Origin of the sequence: Pseudomonas syringae, from assembly GCF_023278085.1 — a bacterium.
In the GTDB taxonomy this organism is placed as follows: Bacteria; Pseudomonadota; Gammaproteobacteria; order Pseudomonadales; family Pseudomonadaceae; genus Aquipseudomonas; species Aquipseudomonas syringae_Q.
The window spans coordinates 5297501-5315750 of record NZ_CP066265.1; the positions used below are offsets into that span (position 1 = coordinate 5297501).

At 59.9% G+C, this 18250-nt stretch carries 20 protein-coding genes (1 of these 20 only partly in view); 14 read left to right on the forward strand and 6 right to left on the reverse strand.

The window, feature by feature from the left end; all coding sequences use genetic code 11:
* Both I9H07_RS23470 and I9H07_RS23475 read right to left on the reverse strand, forming a co-directional pair.
* Positions 1-838, reverse strand: partial view of a CaiB/BaiF CoA transferase family protein gene (locus I9H07_RS23470; RefSeq protein WP_236425633.1) — the 5' portion only. Its footprint begins 383 nt before the window's first position; the window shows 838 of its 1221 coding nt (coding positions 1-838); its start codon is at positions 836-838; its stop codon lies off the left edge, out of view.
* A gap of 12 nt (positions 839-850) precedes the next feature.
* Positions 851-2032 (reverse strand): acyl-CoA dehydrogenase, encoded by a 1182-nt coding sequence (locus I9H07_RS23475; protein ID WP_236425634.1) that lies wholly within the window; start codon positions 2030-2032, stop codon positions 851-853.
* A 153-nt stretch (positions 2033-2185) separates the two neighbouring features.
* Here I9H07_RS23475 and I9H07_RS23480 point away from each other — a divergent pair, with 153 nt between their 5' ends.
* From I9H07_RS23480 to I9H07_RS23525, 10 genes are all read left to right on the forward strand, one after another.
* A complete protein-coding gene (locus I9H07_RS23480) occupies positions 2186-3109 on the forward strand; it encodes a LysR family transcriptional regulator (protein ID WP_058825104.1) in 924 nt (307 codons plus the stop codon).
* Between the two features lie 404 nt (positions 3110-3513).
* Positions 3514-4635 (forward strand): Re/Si-specific NAD(P)(+) transhydrogenase subunit alpha, encoded by a 1122-nt coding sequence (locus tag I9H07_RS23485; RefSeq protein WP_024675710.1) that lies wholly within the window; start codon positions 3514-3516, stop codon positions 4633-4635.
* Positions 4636-4646: 11 nt separating this feature from the next.
* Positions 4647-4970, forward strand: a complete 324-nt coding sequence (locus I9H07_RS23490; RefSeq protein ID WP_024675711.1) for an NAD(P) transhydrogenase subunit alpha — start codon at positions 4647-4649, stop codon at positions 4968-4970.
* Positions 4967-6421 carry an NAD(P)(+) transhydrogenase (Re/Si-specific) subunit beta gene (locus tag I9H07_RS23495; protein ID WP_236425635.1) on the forward strand — a complete coding sequence of 485 codons (1455 nt, stop codon included), beginning with the start codon at positions 4967-4969 and terminating at the stop codon, positions 6419-6421. Before I9H07_RS23490 ends, I9H07_RS23495 begins: the two co-directional genes overlap by 4 nt.
* Before the next feature lie 181 nt (positions 6422-6602).
* A complete protein-coding gene (locus I9H07_RS23500) occupies positions 6603-8096 on the forward strand; it encodes an acetyl-CoA hydrolase/transferase family protein (RefSeq protein ID WP_024675713.1) in 1494 nt (497 codons plus the stop codon).
* Positions 8097-8416: 320 nt separating this feature from the next.
* Positions 8417-8632: a DUF1127 domain-containing protein gene (locus I9H07_RS23505; protein WP_024675714.1), complete on the forward strand. Its 216-nt coding sequence runs from the start codon at positions 8417-8419 to the stop codon at positions 8630-8632.
* Positions 8633-8945: 313 nt separating this feature from the next.
* Positions 8946-9263, forward strand: a complete 318-nt coding sequence (locus I9H07_RS23510) for a DUF2388 domain-containing protein (protein WP_024675715.1) — start codon at positions 8946-8948, stop codon at positions 9261-9263.
* Between the two features lie 87 nt (positions 9264-9350).
* Complete coding sequence (locus tag I9H07_RS23515) at positions 9351-9656, forward strand: DUF2388 domain-containing protein (protein ID WP_024675716.1); 306 nt, start codon at positions 9351-9353, stop codon at positions 9654-9656.
* A 38-nt stretch (positions 9657-9694) separates the two neighbouring features.
* A complete protein-coding gene (locus tag I9H07_RS23520) occupies positions 9695-10015 on the forward strand; it encodes a DUF2388 domain-containing protein (RefSeq protein WP_024675717.1) in 321 nt (106 codons plus the stop codon).
* Positions 10012-11973 (forward strand): DUF4105 domain-containing protein, encoded by a 1962-nt coding sequence (locus I9H07_RS23525; RefSeq protein ID WP_236425767.1) that lies wholly within the window; start codon positions 10012-10014, stop codon positions 11971-11973. Before I9H07_RS23520 ends, I9H07_RS23525 begins: the two co-directional genes overlap by 4 nt.
* Here I9H07_RS23525 and I9H07_RS23530 read toward each other — a convergent pair whose 3' ends face one another.
* The 4 genes from I9H07_RS23530 to I9H07_RS23545 form a co-directional block, all read right to left on the reverse strand.
* Positions 11974-12351, reverse strand: a complete 378-nt coding sequence (locus I9H07_RS23530) for an SCP2 sterol-binding domain-containing protein (RefSeq protein WP_236425766.1) — start codon at positions 12349-12351, stop codon at positions 11974-11976.
* A 194-nt stretch (positions 12352-12545) separates the two neighbouring features.
* On the reverse strand, positions 12546-12821 hold the full coding sequence (locus I9H07_RS23535; protein WP_024675720.1) for an HU family DNA-binding protein: 276 nt from the start codon (positions 12819-12821) through the stop codon (positions 12546-12548).
* Positions 12822-13009: 188 nt separating this feature from the next.
* Positions 13010-14158, reverse strand: a complete 1149-nt coding sequence (locus I9H07_RS23540; protein ID WP_236425066.1) for an NAD(P)/FAD-dependent oxidoreductase — start codon at positions 14156-14158, stop codon at positions 13010-13012.
* A 35-nt stretch (positions 14159-14193) separates the two neighbouring features.
* On the reverse strand, positions 14194-14361 hold the full coding sequence (locus I9H07_RS23545; protein ID WP_024675722.1) for a rubredoxin: 168 nt from the start codon (positions 14359-14361) through the stop codon (positions 14194-14196).
* Between the two features lie 186 nt (positions 14362-14547).
* Here I9H07_RS23545 and I9H07_RS23550 point away from each other — a divergent pair, with 186 nt between their 5' ends.
* The 4 genes from I9H07_RS23550 to phoR all read left to right on the forward strand — a co-directional run bounded on the left by I9H07_RS23550 (position 14548) and on the right by phoR (position 18226).
* On the forward strand, positions 14548-15120 hold the full coding sequence (locus I9H07_RS23550) for a chorismate--pyruvate lyase family protein (RefSeq protein ID WP_024675723.1): 573 nt from the start codon (positions 14548-14550) through the stop codon (positions 15118-15120).
* Positions 15120-16010 carry a 4-hydroxybenzoate octaprenyltransferase gene (gene ubiA, locus I9H07_RS23555; RefSeq protein ID WP_058392097.1) on the forward strand — a complete coding sequence of 297 codons (891 nt, stop codon included), beginning with the start codon at positions 15120-15122 and terminating at the stop codon, positions 16008-16010. Before I9H07_RS23550 ends, ubiA begins: the two co-directional genes overlap by 1 nt.
* 143 nt (positions 16011-16153) lie before the next feature.
* Positions 16154-16843, forward strand: coding sequence for a phosphate regulon transcriptional regulator PhoB (phoB, locus tag I9H07_RS23560; protein WP_004881608.1), 690 nt, complete (start codon positions 16154-16156; stop codon positions 16841-16843).
* Positions 16844-16903: 60 nt separating this feature from the next.
* A complete protein-coding gene (gene phoR, locus I9H07_RS23565; protein WP_024675725.1) occupies positions 16904-18226 on the forward strand; it encodes a phosphate regulon sensor histidine kinase PhoR in 1323 nt (440 codons plus the stop codon).
* Positions 18227-18250 lie beyond the last annotated feature (24 nt).

Genomic DNA, 18250 nt, shown 5'->3' on the forward strand with positions numbered 1-18250 from the left:
CCTCCGCCCACTGCGGCTGCCCCGCCACAGCGGCGAACTTCCTGAACTGACTGTCATTGCCAACGGTAAGGACCAGGTCGCCATCAGCAGTGGGGAAATCCTGATACGGCACGATGTTGGGATGAGCATTTCCCAAACGCCTGGGCGCGACCCCTGTAGTCAGGTAGTTCATGGCCTGATTGGCCAGACAGGCCACCTGCACGTCCAGCAGCGCCATATCAATGTACTGCCCGATATTACTTTGATCACGATGCGCCAGAGCGGCGAGAATGGCAGTTGTCGAATACAGGCCCGTCATAATGTCGGTCAATGCGACGCCGACCTTCACCGGCCCGGCGCCTTCTTCATCCTCTGGCAGACCAGTAAGGCTCATCAAACCACCCAGCGCCTGAATCATGAAGTCGTAACCCGGACGCCGCGCATATGGCCCGCTTTGCCCGAAGCCGGTAATGGAGCAATAGATAAGCCTCGGGTTGACCGCCTTCAACGACTCATAATCCAGTCCGTAGGCCGCCAGCCCATCGACCTTGAAGTTTTCAATCACGATGTCAGACTTCGCCGCCAGCTCGCGCACCAGCCGCTGCCCTTCAGGACGCGTGAAGTCGATGGTAACTGACTGCTTGTTGCGATTGGCAGACAGGTAATAAGCCGCCTCGGTGGTGTTCTGCCCGGCAGCATCCTGAAGGAACGGCGGCCCCCACGAGCGAGTGTCATCGCCACACCCGGGGCGCTCGACCTTGATGACGTCAGCGCCGAGGTCAGCAAGGATCTGCCCGGCCCATGGCCCGGCCAGGACTCTCGACAGGTCGAGCACCCGGATATGCGAAAGCGCCCCCATGCTCAGCCCTCCTTAATAGAAAGCCTGAATGCCGGTCTGCGCACGCCCGAGGATCAACGCATGCACGTCGTGCGTGCCTTCGTAGGTGTTCACAACCTCCAGGTTGACCAGATGCCTGGCGATGCCGAACTCGTCCGAGATGCCATTGCCGCCCAGCATGTCGCGGGCCAGGCGCGCGATATCCAGTGACTTGCCGCACGAGTTGCGCTTCATGATCGAAGTGATCTCGACCGCTGCCGTGCCTTCATCCTTCATGCGCCCCAATCGCAAGCAACCTTGCAGGGCCAGGGTAATCTCGGTCTGCATGTCCGCGAGCTTTTTCTGGATCAGCTGATTGGCCGCCAGCGGGCGCCCGAACTGTTTGCGATCAAGGGTGTACTGCCGCGCGGTGTGCCAGCAGAACTCCGCTGCGCCCAGCGCGCCCCAGGAAATGCCGTACCGCGCCGAATTGAGGCAGGTAAACGGACCTTTGAGACCACGCACGCCCGGAAAGATGTTCTCTTCCGGCACGAACACATTGTCCATGACAATCTCGCCGGTAATCGAAGCGCGCAGCCCGACCTTGCCATGAATGGCCGGCGCACTCAGCCCCGCCCAACCCTTCTCCAATACAAAGCCACGGATATCTCCGGCATCATCCTTGGCCCACACGACGAACACATCGGCAATCGGGCTGTTGGTGATCCACATCTTGCTGCCGCTCAAGCGATAGCCACCCTCGACGCTTCGAGCACGGGTGATCATCGCGCCCGGGTCAGAGCCATGGTCAGGCTCGGTCAGGCCGAAGCAGCCGATCCATTCGCCAGAAGCCAGTTTTGGCAGGTACTTTTCTTTCTGGGCCTGTGTACCGAACTCATTGATCGGCACCATCACCAGCGAGGACTGCACACTCATCATTGACCGATAGCCCGAATCGATACGTTCGACTTCACGCGCGATCAACCCGTAACACACGTAATTCAGACCACTGCCGCCGAACTCTTCCGGGATGGTCGCCCCCAGCAGCCCCACCTCGCCCATCTCGCGAAAGATGGCCGGGTCGGTTTTCTCGTGACGAAAGGCCTCCAGAACGCGCGGGGCCAGCTTGCTCTGGGCGAACTGCTCGGCCGTGTCGCGGACCATGCGCTCTTCTTCAGTGAGCTGTTGATCCAGCAACAAGGGATCAATCCAGTTAAAGCTTGCCTTACCGCTCATGCCAGTTCCTCGCGTTCAGATGAAATCCTGCAGCGATCCTAGCCCTGGCCCAGGTCAGCGACAAACGAGGTTTTATCAAGTAGCTGTGCTAATTTCTCACTCTGTAGCACCAAACTGCGCTCTAAAACAAAAATACCAGTGAGAAGAAAGTACATGAGACGCAAGATACCCAGCACCACCGCACTGGTCAGTTTCGAGGCAGCCGCCCGCCACGAGAGCTTCACCAAGGCCGCCAATGAGCTCTCCCTCACGCAAGGCGCTGTGTGTCGGCAAATCGGCGGACTGGAGGAGTTTCTCGGCGTCGAACTGTTCCGGCGTTCGCGCAGGGGCGTAAAGCTCACGGAAGCGGGGCTTTCCTACAGTCGTCGTGTGGCCCAGCAACTGGACGCGGTCGAGCGCGACACACTGTCGGTCATGGGCCAGCAAGGTGCCAACGCCATCGAGCTCGCCGTGGTGCCGACGTTCGGCACTCAGTGGCTGCTGCCGCGCCTGAAGGACTTCCAGCACAAGCACCCCGACGTCACGGTCCATCTGACCAACCGTACCCGCCCATTCCTGTTTGCCGACACCGACTTCGATGCCGCTATCTATTTTGGCGATGCCGACTGGTCCGGCACCCAGTCGCACAGGCTGATGAGCGAAAACTCCATGCCGGTCTGCAGCCCCTCCTTTCTTGAAGGTCGCGACAGCCTGGGGGCCCGCGAGCTGGCGGAATTGCCGCTGCTGCAGCAGACCACCCGGCCCTACGCCTGGCGGCAATGGTTCAATGCGCAGGCTCTGGATGTCGCGCGCGACATGACCGGTCCCCGCTATGAACTGTTCTCCATGCTGGCGCAGGCGGCCATGCACGACATGGGCATCGCCCTTATTCCTCCCTTCCTCATCCAGCGCGAACTGCAGGAAAAGCGTCTGGTGATCGCAAACAACCGCTCACTGCCCGGCAGCAAGGCCTATCACCTGATGATTCCCGAGCGCAAAGTGGAATCGGCATCGCTGACTGCGTTTCGTGACTGGCTGGTGGGACAGGCCCGTGCTTATCAGTTGCCCCAGGAAAAACCTGAACCCAGCCTCAGGTAGTCCATGCGCTTTATCTCCTACAGATATAAACTTATGTCGCTATGAAGAAACTTACGAGTAATCATGAAGAACCTGACATACCCCTTTATTTATAGGGACTTTAGGTCTATTCAGTGCTTTTTCCAGATTTTCTGCAGAAAATTTTCTATCACCTGTTTTTCGTAAGGAATACCGCCAAAAGCCTATAGATAAAGGGCAAAATCGAAAAACTGCGACAATAGGTCACAGTGTGACTTGTAGTTCATCTATAGTTTCGTTACAGAATGTATTGAAGCCCGCAAACTTCGCCTGCAAAATGCCCCGCCCCCGCTGCAAAGGGGTCTGCTGATTGGCCAAGCCGGACGCACCAGCCGTAGTGCCCTGGCCTACATACGAACGATAAAAAATCGCGCAGGAGATTTGTCGTGCACATTGGTGTTCCTCTCGAAACACAAGCGGGCGAAACCCGGGTAGCTGCTACCCCGGAAACCATCAAAAAGCTGATCAGCCAGGGACACAAAGTCACCGTGCAGAGCGGAGCCGGGGTTCATGCCAGCGTTCCAGACAGTGCTTATGAAGCAGCAGGCGCCGCCATTGGCAGCGCGAGCGAGGCGTACGCGAGTGAGCTGATCCTCAAGGTCGCCGCGCCGGGCGATGACGAACTGGCCCTGATCAAAAGCGGCTCGGTGCTCATCGGCATGCTCAACCCGTTCAACAACGAACTCATCGGCAAGATGGCCGCGCGTGGCATTACCGCGTTCGCCCTGGAAGCTGCACCGCGTACATCGCGTGCGCAAAGCCTTGATGTGCTGTCTTCGCAAGCCAACATTGCAGGCTATAAGGCCGTGCTGCTCGCCGCACATCATTACCCGCGCTTCATGCCCATGCTGATGACCGCTGCCGGCACCGTCAAAGCCGCACGGGTGCTGATCCTCGGCGCAGGCGTTGCCGGTCTGCAGGCCATTGCCACTGCCAAAAGGCTGGGCGCAGTGGTGGAAGCCTCGGATGTGCGTCCGGCAGTGAAGGAGCAGATCGAGTCGCTGGGCGCGAAATTCATTGATGTGCCCTACGAGACCGACGAAGAGCGCGAATGTGCCGAAGGCGTTGGCGGCTACGCGAGGCCCATGCCGGCCAGCTGGATGCAACGCCAGGCGGTCGCCGTGCATGAGCGCGCGAAACTGTCGGACATCGTCATCACTACCGCACTCATTCCCGGCCGCAAGGCACCGGTGCTGCTCGGCGCGGAAACCGTTGCACAGATGAAGCCCGGTTCGGTGGTGATTGACCTGGCCGCCGCGCAAGGCGGCAATTGCCCGCTGACCGTCGCCGATCAAGTGATCGTCGAGCATGGCGTCACCCTCGTCGGGCACACCAACCTGCCGGCACTGGTTGCCGCCGATGCGTCTGCGCTCTACGCCCGCAACCTGCTGGATTTCATGAAGCTGCTGTTCGACAAGGACGGCACATTCTCGATCAACCTCGAAGACGACATCGTCGCCGCGTGCCTGATGTGCCGCGACGGAAACGCCGTCCGCAAAAACGGCTGAGGACATACCCTATGGAAGATTTTATTTCCCCCGGCGTCTACAACCTGATCATTTTCGTACTGGCAATTTATGTCGGCTACCACGTGGTCTGGAACGTCACGCCTGCGCTGCACACACCCTTGATGGCCGTCACCAACGCCATCTCCGCGATTGTCATCGTCGGTGCAATGCTCGCCGCGGCTCTGACTGTCACGCCTCTAGGCAAGACCATGGGCACGTTGGCCGTGGCACTGGCGGCAGTGAATGTATTTGGCGGATTTCTGGTCACTCGGCGAATGCTTGAGATGTTCAGGAAGAAGGCTCCCAAGGCGAAAGACGAGGCGCCCAAGTCATGAGCATGAATCTGGTCACGCTGTTGTACCTGATCGCTTCGATCTGCTTTATTCAAGCGCTCAAGGGCTTGTCGCACCCGACCACCTCGCGCCGCGGCAACCTGTTCGGCATGCTCGGCATGGGCCTGGCGGTCATCACCACCATCGGTCTGGTGTTCAAGCTGGCGGCCCTGTCGACAGCGGAAGGCACCAGCGCAGGAATCGGCTACATCGTGGTCGGCCTGTTGGTGGGCGGTACGGCGGGCTCGATCATGGCCAAGCGGGTCGAGATGACCAAGATGCCGGAACTGGTGGCGTTCATGCACAGCATGATCGGTCTGGCAGCGGTGTTCATTGCCATCGCCGCCGTTGTCGAGCCGCAGTCACTGGGCATCGTTCGCCACCTGGGCGACGCCATTCCGGCGGGCAATCGTCTGGAACTGTTTCTCGGTGCTGCCATTGGCGCAATCACCTTCTCCGGTTCGGTGATCGCCTTCGGCAAGCTGTCGGGCAAGTACAAATTCCGCCTGTTCCAGGGCGCACCGGTACAGTTTTCCGGTCAGCATAAACTGAACCTTGCCCTTGGCCTCGCTACGCTGTTCTTCGGCCTGACCTTCATGTTCACCGGCAGCCTGACCGCCTTCGCGATCATGCTGGCACTGGCGTTCGTGATTGGCGTGCTGCTGATCATCCCGATTGGCGGTGCCGACATGCCGGTCGTGGTCTCGATGCTCAACAGCTACTCAGGCTGGGCGGCAGCCGGCATCGGATTTTCGCTGAACAACTCGATGCTGATCATCGCCGGTTCGCTGGTGGGTTCGTCGGGTGCGATCCTGTCTTACATCATGTGCAAGGCGATGAACCGCTCCTTCTTCAACGTAATCGGTGGCGGCTTCGGCGGCGCAACCGACTCGGCAGGCCCGGCGGGTGCCAAGGAAGCACGCCCGGTGAAGTCAGGTTCGGCAGACGATGCAACCTTCCTGCTGACCAACGCCGACACGGTGATCATCGTGCCGGGATACGGCCTGGCGGTGGCTCGCGCGCAACATGCGCTCAAGGAGCTGACGGAAAAGCTGGTGCATCGCGGCGTCACCGTGAAGTACGCCATTCACCCGGTGGCCGGACGCATGCCGGGGCACATGAACGTCCTGCTGGCCGAGGCCGAAGTGCCTTACGACCAGGTGTTCGAGATGGACGACATCAACTCCGAATTCGGCCAGGCCGACGTGGTGCTGGTGCTGGGCGCCAACGACGTCGTCAACCCGGCCGCCAAGAACGATCCGAAGTCGCCCATTGCCGGGATGCCGATCCTGGAAGCTTTCAAGGCCAAGACCATCATCGTCAACAAGCGCTCAATGGCCAGCGGCTACGCGGGGCTGGATAACGAGCTGTTCTATCTGGACAAGACCATGATGGTGTTCGGCGACGCCAAAAAGGTGATCGAGGACATGGTGAAGGCCGTCGAAAACGCCTAGCCTGCTCTCGTTCAAGCCAAGCCCCGGCGTCCTGGACGACCGGGGCTTTTTACATTTCAAGCAACAGTGTTTTGTGCTGAGAGCCGCCAATCAGAGCCCTCAAATGCGACCTTGGTAGCAGGACGAAGCCCGTCCAACGCTCTAGACTTGTCGCTTTGCTTCCAACGCCGAGACAGAACCCATGTACCGTGACCGTATCCGCCTGCCCTCCCTGATGAGCAAGGTTATGAGCGCAGCCGATGCTGCCGCCATGATTGAAGACGGCATGACCGTCGGCATGAGTGGCTTCACCCGCGCGGGTGAAGCCAAGGCCGTGCCCCACGCACTGGCCGAACGCGCCAAAATTACGCCCCTGAAGATCAGCCTGATGACCGGCGCCAGCCTGGGCAATGACCTGGACAAGCAACTGACCGAGTCCGGCGTCCTGTCGCGGCGCATGCCTTTTCAGGTCGACAGCACGTTGCGCAAGGCCATCAACAACGGCACGGTCATGTTCATCGACCAGCACTTGTCCGACACCGTGGAAATGCTGCGCAACCGACAGATCAAGGCGGTGGACCTGGCGGTGATCGAATGCGTAGCGATCACCGAAGAAGGCCATCTGGTGCTCAGCACCTCCGTCGGCAACTCGGCCAGCTTCGCGATTCTAGCCAAACAGGTCATCGTGGAAATCAACCTGTCCCAGCCGCTGGAGCTGGAAGGCCTGCATGACATCTATATTCCCAGCTACCGCCCGACGCGCCTGCCGATCCCGGTGCTGGAAGCCGATTCACGTATCGGCAGCCATGCGGTGAAGATCGACCCGGCGAAGATCGTCGGCATCGTCATCAGCAATCAGCCCGACTCACCGTCCACCGTCACGCCGCCAGACGCCGACACCCAGGCCATCGCCAATCATCTGGTGGCGTTCTTCAAGAACGAAGTGCGCGAAGACCGCCTCACCGACAAGCTGATGCCACTGCAAGCGGGCATCGGCAACATCGCCAACGCAGTGATGCACGGTCTGCTGGCATCACCGTTCAGCGACCTGACCATGTATTCCGAGGTGCTGCAGGACTCGACGTTCGACCTGTTCGATGCCGGCAAGCTGAGTTTCGCATCGGGCAGCTCAATGACCCTGTCAGCGGCCAAACACGCGGAAGTCTTTGCCGACTTCAATCGCTACAAGTCCAGGCTGGTGCTGCGCCCGCAGGAGATTTCCAATCATCCGGAGGTTATCCGCCGCCTGGGGATCATCGGTATCAATACCGCGCTGGAATTCGACCTGTATGGCAACGTGAACTCGACCCACGTCTGCGGCACGCGAATGATGAACGGCATCGGGGGCTCCGGGGATTTCTCACGCAACGCGCATCTGGCGATCTTCGTCACCAAGTCGATTGCCAAGGGCGGCGCGATTTCCAGCGTTGTGCCCATGGTCAGCCATGTCGACCACACCGAGCATGACGTCGACATTCTGGTCACCGAACAGGGCCTGGCTGATTTACGTGGCCTGGCACCCCGCGAACGCGCGCGGGTGATCATCGACAACTGCGTGCATCCGGACTACCGCGACGCCCTGAACGCTTATTTCAATGCCGCCTGCGTGATCGGCGGACACACGCCGCACATCCTTCGCGAAGCACTGAGTTGGCACATCAACCTGGAAGAAACCGGACGAATGCTGGTGGACTGAACAGGACAGTTGGAAGTGAATACTACCTTTTCGAATTCACTTCCCGCCTGAGCTGATGAGCATTTCAAAAAACTGTACTTCTGTACCGGTCATAAAACTGCCTTAAAACACGAAAAACACCACAATAGAGCACAAAATGCACCACAAAAGTGCTGACCGGTACAGTTGCCCCATTTATGAACAAAACAGTGCCCAATCACAGTTAACTGAACCCGCACAATACAGATGAACTGTGCCTATGGAAGCTGTACACGAGCGAGGAGAATGGGCACCAGTCAAGCAACTCACTAATCCCGCCACAAGCGGAAGGAAGTCACACCATGGAACGTACACTCAGTTCCGATCTGTTCAGCGAAAGCACCGTCAACACCGCAAAAGCCTCTTTGCCTCTGCGCGTATTCGCCAACCTGATGCTCTGGCAGCGTCGCCTGTCCAGCCGCCATCAACTGGCCCGTCTGGATGCACGCCTGCTGGCTGACGCCGGTATCAGCGAATCCCAGCGTTACGAAGAGCTGAGCAAGCCGTTCTGGCGCTGATTTAGCGCTCGCTGGTCCCAAGCCCAAGGGCTTCCCGCCAGCAACCCGAATTGCTTCATACAAGACCCGTCTCTGGCAACAGAGACGGGTCTTGTCGTTTCAGGGTGAGGTTTTTGCTAAATCCTGCCAAAGCAGTACAGTTATATAAATTACAAAATCTAGCAGCACAGTTACTCATTGCCGGTAACCATTTTGCTCTCCCTCCGCTCAGTCATCATGACAGCGCTCTGCCGGTGGGATAGTCTAGCGCTCTACATCAGCCCTTTGGCTTCGCAAGCAGCCTGTGCCCCTTTGTCCACGATGGAACTCAATCATGTCTCTGCTCCGTACCCTTGGCGCTGCCTTCCTGTTGACCGCTGCAGCAGGTGCCCATGCCTCCAGCTTTATTGTGACCACTGATGCCGTGGTCGATGCCGTCAACGCTTCGACCCGTGCCACGTCGAATGTGTCTTCGTCCCTGAAGGACGACAAAATCGTCCTGGCGGCACGCGACGATGCGGCCAGCTTTGTCGCCAGCTCCGGCGATATCCGTAGCGCTCGCCTGGAAGGTGCCTTGCAGCACATCCGTCAGCAACTGCCGGAACTGCAAGCCACCGACGGTCAACTGGCTCAGGCCATCCTGGCCATCTGACACGTTGCGCCCCGGCAAGGCGCCGGGGTAGCTCTGGCCAGAGCATTGCGCTAGCCTTGACGCCTGTTTTGCCGGTTTGTGAAAGCCATGCGTTTATTGCACCTTCTGTTTATCGCACCCTTTGCCAGCCTGATGCTCATCGGTCAGGCCCAGGCGTTCGATACGAGCACGCAAGGCCTGGTCAAGACCGGCTACGCGACCAGTCAGGTCACCACAGGACCTTTCGACAACAAGCTGATCATGGCGGCCAAGGACGACGCTGCGGCCTTCATTGCCAGCGACGGACACTTGCGCGGCGCACGGCTCGAATCAGCCTTGCACGCCTTGCGTCAGGCAGATGTAAAACTTCATGCCAGCGACCTTGAACTGGCGCAGGCAATCCTCGTCCAATAGCCACTTTTCCCCTTTTTGCGTACTGGAGACGTCACTAAATGCGTACCCCGCTGATTGCTGCTTCCCTCGGCCTGCTGTTGCTGGCCGACCTTGCCCAGGCCCAGACCGTTGTGGCCACGAGCAACATCATCGTTCGCGCGTTCGGCCGTACTATCGACTTCACTTCGGACACCACCACCTCGATTCGTGACTCCAAGGTCGTGATTCAGGCCAAGGACGATGCCGCCAGCTACGTCGCCAGCGGTGGCGATATCCACGGAGCCCAGCTCGATGCGGCCTTCGACACACTGCGCACCCGCTTGCCGGAAGCACGCGGTGCCAGCGATCAGACCCTGGCTGAAGCAATCCTCGCATTGTGAGGCGACTTCGCGCCTGGCTGCTTGCTGGCGCGCTGTCGCTGGTCGGGACGCATGCCTTTGCCAGCCTGAAGCTGGAACTGCACACTGACGGCCTCGACGACGCTCAACAACACGCCAGCCAGGCGCTGCTCGACGAAGCCATGCACGCGCTACCGCCGAGCTTTGTCGAGGCACTGGACCGCAAGGTTGAAGTGAGCTGGTCCAGTGACATGCCGCAAAATGCCTACGGGCAGGCTGCCGGTCCGTATCAGCTGTATCTCAACAGCCACTTGCTCGCCTCCCTGACGGATGGCTCGGCAGCCACCGCCGAGACAGGCCGCCCGCACGGCACCGTGCGCCGCGAACTGCTGGCCACCGTTCTGCATGAGCTGACCCATGTGTATGACCGCGCCCGTCTGTGGTCGGCAGCCGAGCGCACCACCCTCTTCCGCTGCTCGTCGCGCAACAGCTCGCTGGGCAAAGTCGGCCTGCCCGATGATTGCCGCGGTCAGACCGAGCGACGCTTTACCCTGAGCGATGACCCGCGCCTGCTGGACCTCGCGGGCTGGCAGCAATACGTCGGGCGTCGTGGCGAGCGCGAAGAACACAACGGCCAGGTCGCGCGTAGCCCGGACATCTACGAAACCACCAGCCCACTGGAGTTCGTGGCCGTCAACATGGAGTATTTCCTGCTCGACCCGGCCTATGCCTGCCGGCGTCCTGCGCTGTATGCCTATTACAAGGCGCGTTTCGGCTGGGCACCCGCCGCACGCGCTGAATGCCCGACGTATTATCCTTACCTGAATGCGGGCAGCGATTTCGGCCGCGAGCCGCTGGGCAAGCTGGACCCGGAGCGGGTCTATGCGGTCGACTACCTGCTGGCCGAAGCGAATCAGAACTGGGCCAGCCGTTGGGGCCACAGCATGCTGCGTCTGGTCATCTGCAAACCCGGTCGCCCGCGAGGCCCGGATTGCCGCCTCGATCTGGATCAGCATCTGGTCCTGTCGTACCGGGCGTTCGTCGGTGATGTTCAGCTCTCCAGCTGGGACGGACTGATGGGCGCTTACCCGTCACGACTGTTCGTGCTGCCGCTGGCTCAAGTCATCGACGAATACACCAAGACCGAACTGCGTAGCCTGGCCTCTGTGCCGATCAAGCTGTCACGCCCGGAAATCGAAGGGCTGGTTCAGCATGCTGCCGAGATGCACTGGAGCTACGACGGCAACTATTACTTCCTCTCCAACAACTGCGCCGTGGAAAACCTCAAACTGCTGCGCAGCGGCACCCATAACCCCAAGCTGATCGGTCTGGACAGCATCTTGCCGAACGGCCTGCTTGAGGTCCTGAAGGGCCGGGGTCTGGCGGACACCAGCGTGCTGGACGATCCCAAGGAAGCGCTACGCCTGGGCTACCGGTTCGACTCTTACCGTGATCGCTATCAGGCCATGTTCGAAGTGCTGAAAAAGCACCTGCCGATCAAACAGAACACCGTGGAAGAGTGGATGGCCCTGCCGGCCAGTGAGCGCAGTCAGTGGTTTGGCAAGGCGGACCTGCGCACCAGCGCTGCGATTCTGCTGCTGGAGCAGGCCAGCCTGCGTCGGCAACTGCTGCTGGCCCAGGACGAAGTGAAACAGAGCTATCTTGGCGCGCGGGAGTTGAAAGACGGCAAGGTGTCCAAGGCCACCACGACGCTGCAGGAGATCCTCGCCAGCAGCGGGTTCCTCAGTCGTCCCGCCGAGCTGTTGGGCAGTGGCGGTTATGGCTTGCCGCAGGCCAATGAGTGGCAACGGCTTGAGGCAGAAAGCAGCCAGCGTCAGAAGCAGCTCAAGCGTCTGACGGGCGACCTCGACAAAGAGGTTCGTGCCCTGCTGGAGCCAGCTCGCGCCCGAGAAATTGCTGCGAATGAAGCCAATCTCAAACAGATGGGCGGCCATCTCCGCGCCCTGCACAAGGCAGCAGGCGGGCTGGAACTGCCTTGATCAGGCGGCTTTCTTTCTCGGCTTGAGGTACTTGGTAAGGCCCTGAAACCAGATCACCAGGGCCGGGTTGCCCTTGATCTGGATGTCTTTGTCCTGAATGCCCTTCATGAACGCCAACTGCTTGTTCCTGGCTTGCAGCGTGGCAAATCCAAACGCGGCATCACGAAACAAGATGGCGAAAGCAGGCTCTGCCACCAGACCGCTAGCACTGCGAATACGCTCGTCCTGAACCACAAAATGGCGCGCAATCTTGCCATCGGCGGTCTGCAACTGGAACGTCAGGTTCTTGCCAGCCAACTGTTGCTGGAACGCAGGGTTTTTACGACTGGCGCGTGCCATCAGCAAGCCCAGCATCCATAGAAGAAAACGAAATTTCATACACAGCCTCTAGGCGATCTCGATCCGCTTATGGGATCGGCGTGGCAGTGTAGCGGGTTGTCAGCACAAAACCTGTAGGACAAGGCCGGTTTCGAAGGAGATCGACCCCATACACCCCAGAAAACAAAACGGGCACTCTTCTATGGAGTGCCCGTGCCTGGTTGCTCGCCTCCCGCCGAGGCGCGCAACGGGTATCAAGGGTTAACGCTGTCTTTCAGAGCTTTCCCCGGTTTGAAGGCAACCGTGTTGCTTGCCTTGATTTTTACCGGCTCACCGGTCTGTGGGTTTTTGCCAGTACGTGCGCCGCGATGGCGTTGCAGAAAAGTCCCGAAACCTACCAGCGTGACACTGTCCTTGCGGCTCAGTGCGTCAGTAATGTGTTCAAGGATGGCATTGAGGACGCGAGTGGATTTTTCCTGGGTGAGATCCGCCTTTTCAGCAATGGCGGCAACAACTTCTGGTTTACGCATATGAAGCCTCTTTTACGGTTTTTGTTTTTATGTCCCGCGCCGCTTGTGACAAACGGCAACAAGGCGCCGCGACGGCTCTACGTTGCGGCAGACGAGTTCGAGGATGGCATGCCGACGCTACCCGCGCCAGTCCGCGAACACGCTTTATTGGCAGAAATATAGCGACTATCCGACAAAATGCTTCGAAATTATGTCAATAACGCAGGTAACACTTTGTTCAGTGCGAGTTTCTCCATAACGGCAGATCCTGTCAGCGCATAGCCCAGCAGACTGCCTTCTGCGTCGTGGCACAGCGCCTTGATATCAGCGCCCTGGCCCTCGACGCTCCAGTGCCCGTCGGTTCCACGCGGCGGCGGAGAAACCACCAGCGGGCACGCCGGTGTTTTCACGGTGATCGGCATGGGGCCGTATTTCACGGCAGTCGGTGTTCCCGCCAGGGTCTGGGCCAGAGCGCGGGCACAACTCATCAACGGCATGACGTACAACAGGTTCAGGCCATCGACCTCGGCACAGTCGCCCAACGCATAGATGTTGGCGTGCGAGGTTTGCAACTGGCGGTCGACGAGAATGCCACGGCCGGTCTGCAAGCCCGCTGCGGCAGCCAGATCTATCCGTGGGCGCAGGCCTATGGCTGATACCACCAGGTCGCAGGCAATGATCTGTCCGTCGGACAGCTGCGCGTGCAGCCCCTCATCACCACGCTGCAAGCGGGTCAGCACGGGGCCCAGATGGAAACGTGCACCGATGCTTTCGAGCCCGGCCCTTACCGCCACCGCAGCGGCCTCCGGCAACAGGGTAGGCATGACCTGCTCGCACGGCGCGACCAGATCCACTTCGTAACCGCCCAGAATCAGGTCGTTGGCGAACTCGCAGCCGATCAGCCCGGCCCCCAGAATCAGCACCCGTCGTTTGCCCGCCGCTGCTGCCCGGAAACGCGCGTAGTCCTGAAGGTCGTTGATCGGGAAGACGGCATCGCTGGCGTCACCCTCGACCGGCACACGGACAGTCTCGGCGCCCCAGGCCAGCACCAGATCGCGGTAGTGGACAGCTTCTTCGCCAATCCACAGACGCTTGTGGCCCGGGTCGATGCCGCTGATCCGCGTATGGGTGCGTACTTCTGCCTTGAGCTGGTCAGCCATTGCACCTGGCTCGGCCATGCTCAGGGCATCGGCGTCCTTGTTCTTGCCAAAGCCGGTCGACAACATCGGCTTGGAGTAGGAGCGGCCATCGTCGGCCGTGATCAGTAGCAGCGGGGTCTCGCTGTCCAGCTTGCGAAACTCCCGAGCGAGGTTATAGCCCGCCAGGCCAGTACCGATAATGACGACAGGTGCACTCATTGTTATTTCCAGCTCATGGTTGTTGACCTGAGAAATCAGGCGATTTCGATCATTTCGAAGTCCATCTTGCCGACGCCGCAGTCCGGGCACAGCCAGTCTTCAGGGACGTCCTGCCAAGGTGTACCGGGGGCGATCCCGTCATCCGGCCAGCCGTCGGCTTCGTTGTAGATCAGGCCGCAGACGATGCATTGCCACTTCTTCATGTTCGGTTCTCTCGATGGTCAGGCTAAATAGAGTTCAGCGGTCGATTGCCGCCTGAAGGGGCGTTGTACTGATCGACAGGCCCGGATGCAAGTCTGATTCTATAACCAGAAGCTCTGGCGACCGTCGGTCAGCGCCAGCAATCATGCTAAGCTCGCGGCCTCGTTGGCTGTCGAAACTGAATGACCGTGACCCAGCATCCCCCCGTATTCATTAGCCCGGTCTGGCTGCAACGCGAGCAACTGAGCGACCCGCCCGAGCCTGTGATTCTCGACTGGCTGTTCAATCAGGACTCGCTTACCCGCAGGCTGGACCGTCTGTCTGACGGCGGCTTCAGCGTGTTTCCGCTGTTCGAAGGCTGGCAGCCCTTGCGCCGCGACGAATGCGGGGCGCTCGACCTGCCCCCGGACAGCGAAGGCTGGGTCCGCGAAGTGTATCTGCGTGGCAATGGCTGCAACTGGGTGTTCGCGCGCAGTGTAGCTGCCCGTGGAGCCTTGCAGGACGGCGGTTTGAATATGGACCGGTTGGGCACTCGCTCGCTGGGCGAATTGCTGTTCAGCGACCCCGCATTCGCGCGTGGCACGCTTGAGGTGTGTCGTTACCCTGAAGACGGGTTGCCCACTGCGGCAGCGGCTTCACAACGGCCCACGACATTGTGGGCACGCCGCTCGCGATTCAGCCGTGGCGCGCTGAGCGTGCTGGTCGCCGAAGTCTTTCTACCCGCTTTGTGCAACGTGCTGCATAACAAGGACCGCGCCTGATGTACCTGTCACTGCTCAAATCACTCAATCGCCTGAGCCCGCGTGCCTGGGATTTCATTCAGCTCACACGCATCGACAAGCCCATCGGCATTTATCTGCTGCTGTGGCCAACCCTGTGGGCGGTGTGGATTGCCGGCAAAGGCGCGCCTTCGCTGAAAACCGTGTTCATTTTCGTGGTCGGCGTGTTTCTGATGCGTGCGTCAGGCTGCGTGATCAATGACTTCGCCGACCGCAAGGTAGACGGCCACGTCAAACGTACCGAGCAACGCCCGCTGGTCAGCGGCAAAATCAGTTCGCGTGAAGCACTGGCGCTGTTCGCGGTGCTGGTCGGCCTGAGTTTTGTGCTGGTGCTGTTCACCAACCCGACCACCGTCTGGCTGTCGTTCGGCGGCCTGGCGCTGGCCGCCAGTTACCCGTTCATGAAGCGCTACACCTATTACCCGCAAGTGGTGCTGGGCGCGGCATTCTCGTGGGGCATGCCGATGGCGTTCACCGCCGAAACCGGCGAACTGCCTGCCGCCGCCTGGCTGCTGTACATCGCCAATCTGCTCTGGACAGTGGGTTATGACACTTACTACGCCATGGTGGATCGCGACGATGACCTGAGGATAGGCGTGAAATCCACCGCCGTACTGTTCGGTGATGCCGACCGCGTGATCATCCTGACCTTGCAAGGTCTGGCGCTGGGCTGTCTGTTACTGGCCGGCGCACGTTTCGAACTGGGTACGTGCTTCTATCTGGGGTTGCTGGCAGCAGCAGGCTGCTTCGCCTGGGAATTCTGGAGCACACGCCAGCGCGGACGGGACGCCTGCTTCAAGGCCTTTCTGCACAACCATTGGGCCGGGCTGGCGATATTCCTCGGCATCGTGGCCGATTACGCGCTGCGTTGAGCGCAGCCGCCGCCCCTAAATAAAAGCACATCCCGGCCGCCGCACACCGCCAGCGTGCTAGCCTCCTGTAGACCTGTCACACGACTGCAATAATTCCGTTATCTAATGCGCCCCAAGACAGTTAAATGACAAGAGGTTCAAGCATGGTTGGCAGGAGCATTCTGATCGTTGACGACGAAGCGCCTATTCGCGAAATGATCGCCGTTGCGTTGGAAATGGCCGGCTATGACTGTATTGAAGCCGAAAACTCTCAGCAGGCTCACGCGATCATCGTCGACCGCAAGCCGGACCTGATCCTGCTTGACTGGATGCTGCCCGGCACGTCCGGCATCGAACTGGCGCGCCGCCTCAAGCGCGATGAGCTGACCGGCGACATCCCGATCATCATGCTCACGGCCAAGGGCGAAGAAGACAACAAGATCCAGGGCCTGGAAGTAGGCGCTGACGACTACATCACCAAGCCGTTCTCACCGCGTGAACTGGTCGCCCGCCTCAAGGCTGTACTGCGCCGCGCCGGGCCGACGGATGGCGAAGCGCCTATCGAAGTCGGCGGCCTGCTGCTTGATCCGATCAGCCACCGCGTGACCATCGACGGCAAACCGGCTGAAATGGGCCCGACCGAATACCGCCTGCTGCAATTCTTCATGACCCATCAGGAACGCGCCTACACCCGCGGCCAGTTGCTCGATCAGGTCTGGGGCGGCAACGTCTATGTCGAGGAACGCACCGTCGACGTTCACATCCGTCGCCTGCGCAAGGCCTTGGGTGACGCTTATGAAAATCTGGTACAAACCGTGCGCGGCACCGGCTATCGCTTTTCCACCAAGAGCTGATAACCGATTCGCCGGCGCAGGGCAGCAAGCAGTGCGGAGCAGACAAGGATTTACCCTTAATTGAATCAAAATTGGCACGGCACCCTGATACGCCACATGTTGCTACTGATCACTGGCTGCCTGTTGGTCGGCCTGGTCAGTGGGCAATATGGCTGGAGCCTGGCCGCCGGGCTGGGCCTGTATCTGGCCTGGACCCTCAAGCAATTGTTGCGTCTGCATGAATGGCTGAGCAGCCACAAAGCCGACGAACCGCCGCCGGACGGCTACGGCCTGTGGGGCGAAGTTTTCGACAGCATCTACCACCTGCAACGCCGTGACCAACGTGTTCGCGGCCGCCTGCAAGCTGTCATCGACCGGGTTCAGGAGTCCACTGCGGCGCTGCGCGATGCGGTCATCATGCTCGACAGCGAAGGCAACCTGGAGTGGTGGAACCGCGCAGCCGAAACCTTGCTGGGCCTCAAGACCCCGCAGGACAGCGGCCAGCCCGTCACCAATCTGGTGCGCCATCCACGCTTCAAGGAATACTTTGCGCAGGGCGATTACAGCGAACCGCTGGAAATTCCCTCGCCGACCAACGACCGTCTGCGCATTCAACTGCTGATCACTCGCTACGGCAACAACGAGCACCTGATGCTGGTGCGCGACGTGACGCGGATCCATCAGCTGGAGCAGATGCGCAAGGACTTCGTCGCCAACGTCTCCCATGAGCTGCGCACGCCGCTGACGGTGATCTTCGGCTATCTGGAAACACTCCTCGACAACGTGGAAGAAGTGAACCCGCGCTGGGTGCGTGCGTTGCAACAGATGCATCAGCAAGGCGGGCGCATGCAGACGCTGCTCAACGACCTGCTGCTGCTCGCCAAGCTCGAAGCTACGGACTATCCGTCGGACAATAATCCGGTTGAGGTCACCACCCTGCTCAAGACCATCACTGCCGACGCCAACGCCCTGTCGGGCAGCAAGAATCAACAGATTCACATCAGCCTGGAAAGCGCCATGCGCCTCAAGGGCAGTGAAAGCGAGTTGCGCAGCGCGTTTTCCAACCTGATCTTCAATGCGGTCAAATACACGCCGGCCGAAGGCGTCATCCGCATTCGCTGGTGGGCCGACGAGCGCGGCGCGCATCTGAGCGTGCAGGACACCGGGATCGGCATCGAGATCAAACATCTGCCGCGCCTGACCGAACGCTTCTACCGGGTCGACACCAGCCGTGCGTCGAATACCGGCGGCACAGGGCTGGGTCTGGCAATCGTCAAACACGTGTTACTGCGCCACCACGGCAACCTGGAGATCAACAGTGTTCCGGGTAAAGGCAGCGTATTTACATGCCACTTCGCCAGCGGCCAATTGTCCAAACCCGAGAGCGAAGATTCAGACTACTAGGCAATCGCGCTTTCAGCCGTTACA

Bases quoted from the DNA above. Each gene is read 5' to 3' on its own strand.
- I9H07_RS23475 (WP_236425634.1), bottom strand. From the start codon at position 2,032: ATGAGCGGTAAGGCAAGCTTTAACTGGATTGATCCCTTGTTGCTGGAT.
- I9H07_RS23480 (WP_058825104.1), top strand. From the start codon at position 2,186: ATGAGACGCAAGATACCCAGCACCACCGCACTGGTCAGTTTCGAGGCA.
- I9H07_RS23490 (WP_024675711.1), top strand. From the start codon at position 4,647: ATGGAAGATTTTATTTCCCCCGGCGTCTACAACCTGATCATTTTCGTA.
- I9H07_RS23495 (WP_236425635.1), top strand. From the start codon at position 4,967: ATGAGCATGAATCTGGTCACGCTGTTGTACCTGATCGCTTCGATCTGC.
- I9H07_RS23500 (WP_024675713.1), top strand. From the start codon at position 6,603: ATGTACCGTGACCGTATCCGCCTGCCCTCCCTGATGAGCAAGGTTATG.
- I9H07_RS23505 (WP_024675714.1), top strand. From the start codon at position 8,417: ATGGAACGTACACTCAGTTCCGATCTGTTCAGCGAAAGCACCGTCAAC.
- I9H07_RS23510 (WP_024675715.1), top strand. From the start codon at position 8,946: ATGTCTCTGCTCCGTACCCTTGGCGCTGCCTTCCTGTTGACCGCTGCA.
- I9H07_RS23515 (WP_024675716.1), top strand. From the start codon at position 9,351: ATGCGTTTATTGCACCTTCTGTTTATCGCACCCTTTGCCAGCCTGATG.
- I9H07_RS23520 (WP_024675717.1), top strand. From the start codon at position 9,695: ATGCGTACCCCGCTGATTGCTGCTTCCCTCGGCCTGCTGTTGCTGGCC.
- I9H07_RS23530 (WP_236425766.1), bottom strand. From the start codon at position 12,351: ATGAAATTTCGTTTTCTTCTATGGATGCTGGGCTTGCTGATGGCACGC.
- I9H07_RS23535 (WP_024675720.1), bottom strand. From the start codon at position 12,821: ATGCGTAAACCAGAAGTTGTTGCCGCCATTGCTGAAAAGGCGGATCTC.
- I9H07_RS23540 (WP_236425066.1), bottom strand. From the start codon at position 14,158: ATGAGTGCACCTGTCGTCATTATCGGTACTGGCCTGGCGGGCTATAAC.
- I9H07_RS23545 (WP_024675722.1), bottom strand. From the start codon at position 14,361: ATGAAGAAGTGGCAATGCATCGTCTGCGGCCTGATCTACAACGAAGCC.
- ubiA (WP_058392097.1), top strand. From the start codon at position 15,120: ATGTACCTGTCACTGCTCAAATCACTCAATCGCCTGAGCCCGCGTGCC.
- phoB (WP_004881608.1), top strand. From the start codon at position 16,154: ATGGTTGGCAGGAGCATTCTGATCGTTGACGACGAAGCGCCTATTCGC.